This window comes from Pseudomonas sp. GW823-FHT02F05, from assembly GCF_058797315.1.
On sequence record NZ_JBXAJM010000004.1, the window covers coordinates 155687 to 168713 of the forward strand.

Annotated in this window: 9 protein-coding genes; 3 read left to right on the top strand and 6 right to left on the bottom strand. The window is 59.1% G+C overall.

Translation table 11 applies throughout. The features are described from left to right. Nucleotides 1-2 precede the first annotated feature (2 nt). Nucleotides 3-824, top strand: coding sequence for a M23 family metallopeptidase (locus AC1RAC_RS07405; protein WP_089042364.1), 822 nt, complete (start codon nucleotides 3-5; stop codon nucleotides 822-824). A gap of 330 nt (nucleotides 825-1154) precedes the next feature. Continuing rightward, the gene (locus AC1RAC_RS07410) at nucleotides 1155-5168 is read left to right on the top strand and encodes a dermonecrotic toxin domain-containing protein (RefSeq protein WP_492616464.1); all 4014 of its coding nucleotides are present in this window, start codon (nucleotides 1155-1157) and stop codon (nucleotides 5166-5168) included. A 133-nt stretch (nucleotides 5169-5301) separates the two neighbouring features. Here AC1RAC_RS07410 and AC1RAC_RS07415 read toward each other — a convergent pair whose 3' ends face one another. Next, nucleotides 5302-5523 (bottom strand): hypothetical protein, encoded by a 222-nt coding sequence (locus AC1RAC_RS07415; protein WP_325168307.1) that lies wholly within the window; start codon nucleotides 5521-5523, stop codon nucleotides 5302-5304. Between the two features lie 43 nt (nucleotides 5524-5566). Between AC1RAC_RS07415 and leuA the strand changes: the two genes are divergently transcribed. Beyond that, entirely contained in the window at nucleotides 5567-7246 is a 1680-nt protein-coding gene (gene leuA / locus AC1RAC_RS07420; RefSeq protein ID WP_014719812.1) for a 2-isopropylmalate synthase, read from the top strand. A gap of 168 nt (nucleotides 7247-7414) precedes the next feature. Here the strand turns inward: leuA and AC1RAC_RS07425 are convergent, their stop codons facing one another. The 5 genes from AC1RAC_RS07425 to AC1RAC_RS07445 all read right to left on the bottom strand — a co-directional run bounded on the left by AC1RAC_RS07425 (nucleotide 7415) and on the right by AC1RAC_RS07445 (nucleotide 12997). Further along, complete coding sequence (locus tag AC1RAC_RS07425) at nucleotides 7415-8206, bottom strand: amidohydrolase (RefSeq protein WP_054897810.1); 792 nt, start codon at nucleotides 8204-8206, stop codon at nucleotides 7415-7417. Next, nucleotides 8194-9342, bottom strand: coding sequence for a pyridoxal phosphate-dependent aminotransferase (locus AC1RAC_RS07430; protein ID WP_492616465.1), 1149 nt, complete (start codon nucleotides 9340-9342; stop codon nucleotides 8194-8196). Before AC1RAC_RS07430 ends, AC1RAC_RS07425 begins: the two co-directional genes overlap by 13 nt. Before the next feature lie 135 nt (nucleotides 9343-9477). After that, nucleotides 9478-10947 carry a ribosome biogenesis GTPase Der gene (der, locus tag AC1RAC_RS07435; RefSeq protein ID WP_016977675.1) on the bottom strand — a complete coding sequence of 490 codons (1470 nt, stop codon included), beginning with the start codon at nucleotides 10945-10947 and terminating at the stop codon, nucleotides 9478-9480. 264 nt (nucleotides 10948-11211) lie between these two features. Next, complete coding sequence (gene bamB / locus AC1RAC_RS07440; protein WP_032903676.1) at nucleotides 11212-12363, bottom strand: outer membrane protein assembly factor BamB; 1152 nt, start codon at nucleotides 12361-12363, stop codon at nucleotides 11212-11214. Further along, nucleotides 12356-12997: a YfgM family protein gene (locus AC1RAC_RS07445; protein WP_003194010.1), complete on the bottom strand. Its 642-nt coding sequence runs from the start codon at nucleotides 12995-12997 to the stop codon at nucleotides 12356-12358. Before AC1RAC_RS07445 ends, bamB begins: the two co-directional genes overlap by 8 nt. Between the last annotated feature and the right edge of the window lie 30 nt (nucleotides 12998-13027).

Consider the following 13027-nt stretch of genomic DNA (forward strand, 5'->3'; position numbering starts at 1 on the left):
CGATGCCACGCCTACTGAGCCTGTTGATGCTGTTGTGCCTCACATTTCACGCCCACGCCGACAGTTACATCATGCGAACCCTGAACAAACCGGTGCCAGGCGGCGTGGCCGTCGTCGAACTAGGCCCTTCGGCCACGGCGCCGAAAGCCACCTATCAGGGCAAGCCGGTGCTGGTGGTCAAGGAGCAGGACAACTGGCTGGCGATTGTCGGTATCCCGTTAACGGTCAAGCCTGGCAACGAGCGCATCAGCAGCGGTGGGCGCAACCTGCCGTTTATCGTCGGTTACAAGAAGTATCCGGAACAGCGCATCACTTTGAAGAACAAGAGCCAGGTCAACCCTGACCCGGCCCAGCTCAAGCGCATCGAAGGCGAACTGGCAGTGCAGCTCAAGGCTTACCGCAGCTTCAGCCCGAACCTGCCTAGCAACCTGGTGCTGGATAAACCGGTGAACGGGCCGCTTTCGAGCAAATTCGGGGTGCGCCGCTTCTTCAACGGTGAGGAACGCAACCCGCATTCGGGCCTGGATTTCGCCGTACCGGCCGGCACACCGATCAAGACACCCGCCAATGGCAAGGTGATTCTGGTCGGCAATTACTTCTTCAACGGCAATACCGTGTTTGTCGACCATGGCCAGGGCTTTATCAGCATGTTCTGCCATATGTCGAAGATCGATGTGAAGGTGGGTCAGCCACTGGTGCGCGGTGCGGTAGTCGGCAAAGTCGGCTCGACAGGCCGGGCCACCGGGCCGCATATGCACTGGAACGTCAGCCTGAATGATGCACGGGTAGATCCGGCGATTTTTATCGGCGCGTTTCAACCCTGAATACCGTGGCCGTGAGGGGCGTCAGTGATTTCCTGCGCTGGCGCCTGATCTGCCGGAGGTTCGCTGCAATGCATTGTGATCTTCTTACACTTTTGCGATGAACCATCCGACACCCGAGACTCACTCAACCAGCGATTTACACGGACGTAATGAGCAGGACCTGAGCATTGGAGATCCAATTCCCATGAGACTCTTTCCATGTCACTTACCCCAGCACTGTCAGAGCGACATTCGCAAAACCTCTTGCCCTCATCTCACGCCTCACCCGGTACCTCCCCGACCAGCCCGCCTACACCACCCGCAACTCTGCAACAACCTGCATCAGTCCCCTTGACCGCCGCCGCCAATTACGCCCCCGATGACCCACCTACTCCCGCCTCGTCAGGTATAACCCCGGCGAAAATGCGATACCCGCAGTTGGTGAAGCATTTCAAACCCAGCAATGAAACACAGTTCACCGCTGAACACGCGTTGCTGACCGAAGACAAGCAACGCCTGCATAGCCAGCAACCCGGCTTCAAGGCCTTTGTACAGTCGCAACTTGAGGAAGCCTTCCCCGCGATCAGGCCGCTGAATCCGGACATGCTCAGTTTCAATCGCTACAGAGTGGGCGATGGACGCGAATCACTGGCCTCTTCAGAGCCCCTGATGGCTGCACTGGCCAGGATGATCCGCGACATCCAGGCCAACCCGAATGCGTTGATGCGCCCGGAGCGAGGCATAAGCACTGAATTCACTTATCGACGAACCATTGCCGACATGGCGGTACCGGCCTTTACCGAAGGCACGCTGCAATCCATTGCTCGCAGCATTGCCACGCAATACCCGCAGGCGCTTGAAGAATACTGGAGCACACCGCGGCCGGTGGAAAATCAGCCGACGCTCCAGATGCCGCCGCAAGAGCAACTGTTGTTCCTGCACAAAAAACAGCTGTCGATCCTCGCCTCACTGCGCCTGAGCGATGGCACCCTGAGCGCGACCGGCAAAGACCTGATCGACTCCGCGTTGCGCTACCCCACCCTGCAAGACCGGGAAAAACGCTTCACCGACGGTGATCGCTTAGGGGTGTACCCCGTTACTGTGGATGACCAAACGGAACATGGCGCGATGCTGCCAGGGGCCTTTCTCATCACCCGAAAAGACGGCTCCTATGCTACGCCGCCCACCTGGCCGAATGGGCGCGCACTTGCGCTCAACGATGACAATGGCCCCGTCGTGATGTACACGCCCAGCGAAGGTTTCGAGGAATTCGCAACGCCGGCCCAGGCGCGCCAGGCTTTGGCCAGCCGCCTGGACCAGGGCGGTGTCGAGGCCAAGTTGCTCCTGCAAGGCCTGCCCCCGGCTCTGCAAAACAGGCCCGACCCTATTACCGGAAAAGATCTGATGTCCAGTGTCGAGCCATCGGCCGGGGATGTGTTGGCGCAATCCATCCCCTGGATGCTCAAACGCCAGCGGGCAGACATTAATACCCACCTGAGCACAGCATTGGCGCCAGGCAAAACCGTCAACCCCCTTCTCGACAGTGCCACATTGGAAGGTATCGATAATGCGGCCGACTGGTCGTACCTCACCGATGGCACCAACGCCATGCTGGCCCGGGACGCCAAACTGACCGACAAACTCCAACCCGAATGGTTGAAGAATCTAAGCCCCTTTCAAGAAGCCTTGTTTTTGCACTTGGACAAGGCGCAGGAACGGAGCCTGGATGCGCTGACGCCCCTGCTTGAAAAAATCCCGGCGCTGAACACCTTCGCCCGTGACCGCCTGAATGCAGCCATAAAACAGCGATACCCGGCAGCAGAAATCGATGCGGATCAACTCATGGTGCAGGTCCACACCCGCACCGCCATCCACGGCGGGAGAGGGACTGGCCAACCCCTCTATTCGAAACAAGACGCGGTGTCCCTGACCGACTTGGCGCTGAAGAATCCCAGTGGCTTCCCTGCCGTCGAAAGAGGTGTATACACCGATGAGAAAATGACCTTGCCTCTGCGCGACAAGCACGGCAAGCCTGTGCGAGACCTGAGCGGCAAGCCGGTTACCCTGGATACCGACGATCTCAAGGCACTGGTCAATACCGCCGATGTCGGGGGCGAATACACCAAACTACTCAAACAGGAAATGGCCCCAGATGCCCAATCGGGGAGTGCTGTGCACTTGCGCACAGCGTGGAAAGCTCATCTGGCAGACGCGATGGACAAAGAGGCGTTTCTGGCAGAACTCAGCCCCGACGCCTATACGGAACTGGCCAGCGACAACATCCATAAACGCGCGGCGCAGTGGGCGGATGCGGTACTGACTCACCCAGACCCGGCCACCCGCCCTCAAGTCGATGGGAAAACCATCGTCGCCAACAGCCTGCTCCACAGGGGGCTAGCGGTGCAGGGCGTGATGGTGATCGGCAACCAGACAGATCCATCGCTGGTGCTGTACACCCCCAAGGCTCCCGACGGCATTACTTATCGCGAAGTCGCGGACCACAAGGCCCTCGACACCCTCCTGGAGAAAAAAGAGTGGGCAACCTATATCGCGCAAAGAAAATCACCCGTCAGTAAAGATGAGGTCGATCAGTTCAGGGGAGCGCTTAAAGAAGCTGCGTACAGCCCAACGAAATTGATGTCCCCCGAGCTGGCGGTCTCGTCGATCAAGCTGCTGGGAGGCGCCACTCGCCTTGAGCCCATAAAAGGTGATTTCCAAGACCATCTGTACAAGCAACACGTACAGATGGCGATCGACCGAGCGGATCACCAGTCCGTAAGCAGTGCGGAGGTCGCACGGCAATCGCTCAAGAATAAAATCGAGTTCGGCATTGAAGTGGCATTGATCTTTACCGACCTGATACCAGTGGCTGGCAAAGGCGTGTCTGCGGGTTTTCGTCTGGGCAAAGCCGGCATCAGCGCACTGCGCGCCAACAGCAGAGTGTTGCCGCACCTGATCAAAAGACCCGGCCTGGGACGGGCGATCTACAGTGATTTCACCCTGTCTGCGGCGGGTATCTCTAATGTTCGCGCGGCCCCCCTACGCCCGGTATTCAAGTCGTCGACGGCGACAGGCGCGATTACCCCGCGCCCAGGGCCAAGAGCACTGCCTGCGCCCGTCAGCCCAGTGCCGGCACGACCCTTAGCCAGCACCGGCAACACTATCGCTGGCTCACGCACGCCCAACGACGCCGTCATTCCCGAGCGCGACTTGAGTGCGTACGCCAGGCCTGGCGATATGATCAACGGCCGGACGCTAAGGAGTGACGGTACCTATAACGTTGGCGACGAGTGGTTCATCCGATTTACCGACAGTACCCGCGTGAGCAGGGTTTATCAGATCGATTCAGCCTTTCACGCTCGCAGTGGCTGGGTCAATATCATCGACCCGAACGTCCCAGCAACTGCGCCCAAAAGCAGCAGAATCGTCGCCTCTGTACAACATGCGGGCAACGGTGAATGGCGCCTGAATCAACTGCCCGGTGGAGCCCCCACGCCGACACCGGGAGCTTCGACGAGAGGCGCCGAGGCCCCTGTCCGACCAGCGTTACCAGACGCCGAGTATTTCAGCCTCAACAGAGGGCGGCTGGTCGAAGCCGACTTCACCGCTAAAACCTTGCCTGTGGCCAGGTATTGGTTCAGGCGGGATTTGTATAACTTCTACAAGAACATGCTCACTCAAGGCCAGATGCCGCCGCGCCCGCCCCGGCTGGAGCTCGCACCCGGCACCTCGCCGGCCGACCTGTTGCGTAAGGCCTACGAAATCACTGATGTGGTGGTACTGGGCGAGCGCCATAACGAAATCGCCAGTTTCCAGATGCTCAAAGAGAATATGCAGGCCCTCAAAGAGTCTGGGGTTACCACACTTTACCTTGAGAATGTCGAAACCAATGCCGCGGGCCAGCTCATGGATGTGGGCATGGGGGCCCACCGTCCTCAAGGCGCGTCTCCCACGCTCTCGGAACTGGTTCAACTTGCCAATGACAATGGAATCACCGTCAAATCCCTAGAGCACCACTACTTGACCCGCCGATCGGATATGCCCGATTTCTATAAGTACGTTGGGGACAACGACGAAGGCATTACGCGCCTGCAGGAATTCAATTACTTCGCGACCCGTATCTTGGAAACACGCAAGCCGGGCGAAAAAGTACTCGCCTTGGTAGGCCGGGCCCATATGAACACGGCCCGAAACGTTCCAGGTCTGGCGGAACTCACTGGAGGGGTGGGCATAGGCGTGTACCCGGACAAAACATTCAACAAGAGTGTTGCCATCAGCGGCCCGTCAATACCAAGGGATCCCGGGGCCAACGTCACGAATAGCCATACGGCAGGGGATTATCAGATCTTCCATAAAGTCATTTGAGTAATCACCGTCGTGCGTTGTTTGCGCGATGGTGAGCCCTTCACTGCCGCATGCGGCGCCACGGGAAAACCTCATCACCAAAATTGCGCCACCACCTACAGCAGCGCAACAATGTGAAGAAAACAAGATAGTATTAGCAATAAATATTCATAAAGTTTGTTTTACACAGAAAATCTATCAATTTTTGCTGACCACCTTGCCATCTCACTTGGCCACGGTTAGGGTTGGGCTTATGAAAACCTCTCACACCCTCATTCAGCTCCGCCAGCACCGCAGCCTGTGCCTTGTCAGCGCACGACTGCCAGGCTGAATCGATCTGCCTCGCCCTCAGTTTTATCCCCAATAACAGTTCCACGGCAGGCCGCCTTTTCTCGGCCCCTACAACCAAGGATTTTCCGATGAGCATGCTCAAAGACCCGTCTTCGAAATACCGCGCGTTCCCCACCATCGACATCCCGGACCGTACCTGGCCGTCGAAGACCATCACCCAAGCGCCTATCTGGTGCAGCTCCGACCTGCGTGATGGCAACCAGTCGCTGATCGAGCCGATGGACGCGGTGAAAAAGCTGCGCTTCTGGAAGACCCTGGTGGCCGTTGGCGTGAAGGAAATCGAAGCCTCGTTCCCGGCCGCGTCGCAAACCGACTTCGACTTCGTGCGCACCCTGATCGAAGACAACCACATCCCCGAGGACACCACCATCCAGGTGCTGACCCAGGGCCGTGAAGACTTGATCGCACGCACCTTCGAATCCCTGCGCGGCGCGAAGAAAGCCATTGTGCACTTGTACAATGCCACCTCGCCGTCGTTCCGCCGCATCGTGTTCAACCAGGACAAGGACGGCATCAAGGCCATCGCGGTCAACGCCGCCAAGCTGTTCGTCAAATACGCCGCCCAGCAGCCGGAAACCCAGTGGACCTTCGAATATTCCCCAGAGACCTTCAGCGCCACTGAGCTGGAGTTCGCCAAGGAAGTCTGCGATGCGGTGATCGAGGTGTGGAACCCGACGCCTGAGCACAAGATGATCCTCAACCTGCCAGCCACCGTCGAGTGCGCCACGCCGAATATCTATGCCGACCAGATCGAGTGGTTCGGTCGCCATATCAACCGTCGCGACAGCGTGATTATCAGCCTGCACACCCACAACGACCGTGGCACTGGCGTGGCGGCCACCGAGTTGGGCCTGATGGCCGGCGCCGACCGTGTGGAAGGCTGCCTGTTTGGCAACGGCGAGCGCACCGGTAACGTCGATTTGGTCACCGTGGCGCTGAACATGTACACCCAGGGCCTGGACCCGCAGTTGGACTTCTCGGACATTGACGGCGTGCGCAAAGTGGTCGAGGAATGCAACCAGATCCAGGTGCACCCACGCCACCCCTATGTGGGCGACCTGGTACACACCGCGTTCTCCGGTTCACACCAGGACGCGATCCGCAAAGGCTTCTCGCAGCAGAAAGACGATGCGCTGTGGGAAGTGCCGTACTTGCCGATCGACCCGGCCGATATTGGCCGCAGCTACGAGGCGGTGATCCGCGTGAACAGCCAGTCGGGCAAAGGCGGTATCGCCTACCTGCTGGAGCAGGAATACGACATCAGCTTGCCGCGTCGCATGCAGATCGAGTTCAGCCAGGTGGTGCAGGCCGAAACCGACCGCGTGGGCCTGGAGATGACCGCGCCACAGATCTACGCCTTGCTGCAGCGTGAATACCTGCAAGCCAACACGCCGTATGCGTTGGTCAGCCATCGCTTGCAGGAAGAAAACGGCAACAGCTTTGTCGAGGTCGAAGTTTCCGGCAAGGGTCAGGGCGAAACCAACCTGCACTGGAAAGGCAAAGGCAACGGCGCGCTGGAAGCCTTGGTGGCTGGCCTGCCGATTGGCGTGGAGATCATGGACTACAACGAACACGCCATCGGCGCGGGCACCAATGCCAAGGCCGCAGCCTACATTGAACTGCGCGTGAACGGCGAGCGCCCGGTGCATGGTGTGGGGATCGATGAAAACATCACTACCGCCAGCTTCAAGGCGCTGTTCAGTGCGCTGAACCGTTCGTTGAGCCAGTTGGAAGCCAAAGCGGCGTAACCGACTGCTGAAATGCAAAAGGCCCCTGGGTGAGAATCCAGGGGCCTGATCGTTCCCACGCTCTGCGTGGGAATGCAGCCCTGGACGCTCTGCGTCCGCCCTTAGAAGCGGTACGCAGAGCGTCCCAAGAGGCGTTCCCACGCAGAGCGTGGGAACAATCTAAGAGCCTTAGACTAACTGAAAGCTATCGGCATCCAGATTCGCCGGGAATCGTGTACGGTAAGCCGCCAGCTCCGCCGCATCCAGGATCACCTGGAACACCCCGTCCGCTTCCCCTGCACTCAGCAAGGTTTCACCCTGGAAATCCAACACCTGGCTATCGCCGGTGTAGGCAAACCCCTTGCCGTCGGTGCCCACCCGGTTCACCGCCGCCACGTAACACAGGTTCTCAATGGCCCGCGCCGGCAACAGCCGATTCCAATGCTGACGCCGAGCGCCCGGCCAGTTGGCGGTGTACAGCAGCAGGTCCGTATCCTGGGCGTCGCGGCTCCACACCGGGAAGCGCAGGTCATAGCAGATCAGCGGGCGAATGCGCCAACCCTTCAACTCGAACTGCACCTGACGTTCACCTGGGGTGTAATGGTCATGTTCACCGGCCATGCGGAACAGGTGGCGCTTGTCGTAATGCAACACCTCACCATCCGGCCGCGCCCACAGCAGACGGTTGCGGTGGCTGCCATCGGCGGCCTGGATGATCACACTGCCGGTAATCACGGCCTGATACTTTGCCGCCTGGGCCTGGAGCCAATGATGGGTGGGGCCGTTTTCCGGCTCGGCGAGAGCTTCTGATTCCATCGAAAAACCGGTGGTGAACATCTCTGGCAGCACGATCAAGTCGGCGCCTTTGGCCTGCTCCAGCAGCAACTCGAAGTGTTCGAAATTGGCATGCCGGTCATGCCAGGCCAGGCTCGTCTGCACCAGGGCAATGTTCAGATTGGGCAGTACACTCAGATCACGCATAGTTTTTCCGCCGCTTGTCGCAACGTCTCCTCGCGTTTGGCAAAGCACAGGCGCACCAGGCGCTGGCCTTGGGGTGGGTGCTGGTAGAACACCGAAACCGGAATGGTCGCCACGCCATGTTCGCGGGTCATCCACAGGGACATGGCGACGTCATCCAGGTCTGGGCGTATCTGCGAGTAATCCACCAGTTGGAAGTAAGTGCCGGTCACCCGGGTAAAGCTCAAGCGCGATGGCGCCAACAGGTCGCAGAAAAGGTCCCGCTTGGCCTGATAGAAGGCCGGCAGTTCTTCGACATGTTCCGGGTGTTCGGCCATGAAGTCCGCCAAAGCGTACTGCAAAGGGGTGACGCCGCAGAAGTTGACATATTGATGCACCTTGCGCAGTTCGGCGCTGAGGGCCGGTGGCGCGACCACGTAGCCGGTCTTCCAGCCTGTGACGTGATAGGTGTTGCCGAATGAGCTGACCACGAATGCGCGCTGATACAGTTCCTGATGGGCCAATAGGCTGACGTGGGGCACACCGTCGAATACCAGGTGCTCGTAGACCTCATCGCTGACCAGGTAGATATCGCGGTCGCGGATCAGTTCGGCCAACTGGTCCAGCTCGACACGGCTGATCAATGCACCGGTGGGGTTGTGCGGGCTATTGAGGATGATCATGCGCGTACGCGGTGAAAGCGCAGCCTTGAGTTTCTCGAAGTCCAGGGCGAAGCCTTGCAGGCTCAGTTGCACATGCACGCAGCGGCCACCGGCCAGTTCAACCGAAGGCTCGTAGCTGTCATAGCTGGGGTCGAACACGATGACTTCATCACCGCTGCGAATCACCGCCTGAATGGCGCAAAAAATCGCCTCGGTGGCGCCTGGCGTGATGGTCACTTCAGTGTCGGCATTCACCGTGACGCCATAGCTGCGGGCGATCTTGGCCGCCACTTGCTGACGCAGCACCGGCAGGCCTGTCATGGGGGCGTACTGGTTATGACCGAGGGCGATGTGCTTACCCACTGCATCGAGCAAACCCTGCGGACCATTGAAATCGGGAAAACCCTGGGACAGATTGAGCGCGCCGGTTTCGGCGGCGAGTTGCGACATGGTGGTGAAAATGGTCGTGCCGACGTTTGGCAGCTTACTGGTGATCATGGGAGCCCCCTTCGGGTGAGCTGCAAGTTTTAAGCTGCAAGCTGCGAGCAGGTCAAGGGGCAAACCGCCAGGCACAAAAAAGGGCTCCAAAGGAGCCCTCTCTTGCAGCTTGTAGCTTACAACTCGAAACTGCCGTTATTTTTTATCACGGCGCTTCTTGTCGGCCTTCTTGTGGTGAGTCATCAAACGACGCTTCTTGTTCACCTGACGGTCAGTCAGTGTGTTCTTGTTGCCTTCGTATGGGTTCTCGCCACCCTTGAACTCGATACGGATCGGCGTACCGACCAGTTTCAAGACACGGCGGTAGGTGTTTTCCAGGTAACGCACATAGGACTTGGGCACCTTCTCGATCTGGTTACCGTGGATCACGATAATCGGCGGGTTGGCACCACCCAAGTGGGCGTAACGCAGTTTGATCCGGCGGTTGTTGACCATCGGCGGCGCGTGCTCGCCGACCGCATCTTCCAGGATCTGGGTCAGGCGGTTGGTCGGCCAGCGGGTAACCGCGGACTTGAACGAGTTCTGTACGGACGCGTAGAGGTTGCCCACGCCAGTGCCGTGCAGTGCCGAGATAAAGTGGATATCGGCGAACTCGACGAAGAACAGCCGACGTTGCAGCTCGATCTTGACGAAATCACGCTCGCTCGGTGTCATGCCGTCCCACTTGTTGATCGCGATGACCAGGGCACGACCGGCTTCCAGGGCAAAGCCCAGCAAGTTGAGGTCGTGGTCCACCACGCCTTCGCGGGCGTCCATCACGAAGATCACCACGTTGGCGTCTTTGATCGCCTGCAGTGTTTTGACCACGGAGAACTTTTCAACTTCTTCGTGGATCTTGCCGCGCTTGCGCACACCGGCGGTGTCGATCAGCGTGTACTTTTCCTCGTTGCGTTCGAACGGGATGTAGATGCTGTCGCGGGTGGTACCGGGTTGGTCGTAGACGATAACGCGGTCTTCACCGAGCATACGGTTGACCAGAGTCGACTTGCCGACGTTCGGGCGGCCGATGATAGCGATCTTGATACCGTCTTTTTCGCTCGGGCCAGGAATGCGCTTGGCTTCCTCGCCTTCAGCGACGATCTCTTCCTCGCCCTCTTCTTCCTCGACATCATCCTTTGGGAAGTCGCGCAGGGCGATTTCCAGCATCTGGGTGATGCCGCGGCCGTGAGCACCGGCGACCGGAATCGCATCGCCCAGGCCCATCGGGCTGAATTCGGCACGGGCGGCCTCAGGATCGATGTTGTCGATCTTGTTGGCGACCAGATAGGAACGCTTGTTGCGCTTGCGCAGGTGCTCGCCAATCATCTGGTCAGCGGCGGTATAGCCCGCACGGGCGTCCACCAGGAACAGCACCACATCGGCTTCTTCGATAGCGAGCAACGACTGCTCGGCCATCTTTTCGTCCATGCCATGCTCGTCACCGGAGATACCACCGGTGTCGACAATAATGTAGGAGCGCCCTTGCCACTTTGCCTCACCGTATTGGCGATCACGGGTCAGACCGGACAAGTCGCCGACAATGGCGTCGCGAGTCCTGGTCAGGCGGTTGAACAAGGTGGACTTGCCGACGTTAGGTCGGCCCACCAGGGCGATTACGGGAACCATGCGGCTCTCCACTTCGTTATTTCAGAAAATACAAAAGCCGCTGCAGGGCAGCGGCTGGTGCTCGGGGCAGCATTTAAAATGCCACATGCCCTACTTCCGCCCCCGCCACTGTAGGAGCGAGCTTGCTCGCGAAAAACCCGAGAACAACGCGTTTATGCAGAAAACCCGCGTTATCGTTGACGTCCTTCGCGAGCAAGCTCGCTCCTACAGCAACCGGTATTGAAGCAGGGCCGCCTGGGGGTTACCCCAAGCATAGTCAAACCTTTACTTGATGGTCAGGGCTTCCAGCTTGCCGCCGTTGCCATACACATAAAGCATGTTACCCACCACCAGCGGACGCGCACGCAGGCCGTCGCTGTCGATACGCTGGCGACCAACAAAACGACCGTCCACCTGGCTCAGCAGGTGCAGGTAGCCTTCAAAGTCACCGACCGCGACGTAGCTGGAGAAGACTTCCGGTGCCGACAGTTGACGGCGAGCCAGGGAGTCATTGCTCCACAGTGCAGTGGTGGAACGCTCATCGACACTTTCAACGGTGCCGGATGCCAGGCTCACATAGACGCTGCCAAACCCTTGGGCGACACCCGCATAGCTGGAGGCATCACGCTGCCAGTTGATGCGACCGCTTTGCAGGTCCAGTGCGGCAACACGACCCTGGTAGGTGGCAACGTAAAGGGTTTCACCCGACAGCAGCAAGCCGCCGTCGATGTCTACAACGCGATCCAGTTCGGAACGACCTTGCGGGATGGCCACACGAGTTTCCCAGGCCGGCACGCCGTTCTGGGTATTCAGGGCAACCACTTTACCGGTCGACAGGCCAGCAACGGCCAGGTTGTTGGTCACAATCGGACCACTGGTACCGCGCAGGGTCAACACCGCAGGGGTGCTGTCGTACAACCAGCGTTGGTCCCCGGTGGAGGCATCCAGGCCGATCACGCGGTCGTCCTGGGTTTGCACCACGACGATATCGCCGTTGGTAGCCGGCGCCGAGAGCACTTCACTGGTCACGCGAGCGCGCCACTTCTCTTCACCGGTGCTGGAGTCCAGCGCGACCACGTCACCCTTGAGGGTACCGATCAGCACCATGCCGTAGCCGACGCCCACACCGCCGGAAACCGGCAGTTCGAGGTCTTTCTTCCACTTGACATCGCCGTTCATGCGATCCATGGCAACCACAACGCCAGTGGAATCAGTAGCCACGATGTTGTCGCCGTCAATCGCCGGCTGCAACAGGTTGTAGAGGTCGCCCTGCCCATCACCAATGGATTGGCTCCATTGTTTTTGCAGGACCACTTCCTCCTTGAAGCTGGTCAGCTCGGCAGGAGGCAGTTCTTTTTTGCTGTTGCTGCTGCAACCCGCGGCCAAAACGGCCAGAGCCAGCAATGCTGCATGTTTCCAACGGATCACGTCACGCATCCCCTTTGGCCAAGTCGTCGAGCTTGATTTGTAAGCCACCGACCGCCGCTTCATCAGACAGCGCCGCCTTGGCTTTTTGGTACGCAGCATGGGCTTCGTCGGTACGACCCAATTGGACCAACAGGTCGCCCTTGAGCTCTTCGCGAGTGGCCACGAATGCCTTGTCAGCATCGCCGTCGAGCAGTTTGAGTGCTTCGTCAGCCTTGTTCTGCGCCGCCAATACCTGTGCCAGGCGCTGACGTGCGATTTCACCCAGGGTCGGGTTGGTCGGCTTGTCGGCAATGGCCTTCAGCTCGGTGGCGGCGTCATCCAGCTTGCCGGTATCGACCGCGACTTTAGCGACGAACAGGCTGCCGTATTGGGCGTAGGTGCTACCGCCGAATTCGTTTTTCAGCTTGCCGGCCAGGTCTGCCACCTGCGCAGGGTCAGGCTTGCCGTCCGGCGTCAGGGTAGTTTCCAGCAATTGCTGATAAACGATCGAAGCGCCCTGGGATTGGTTGGCCTGATACTTGGTCCAGGCTTGCCAGCCGAACACCACCACTAAAGCCAGCAGGCCGCCAGTGACCAGGGGCTTGCCGTTACGCTGCCACCAGTCCTTGAACTCGGCCAGTTGCTCATCATCAGTACTCGACACCCCAATACTCCTTAATCGCTAAATTCGGCT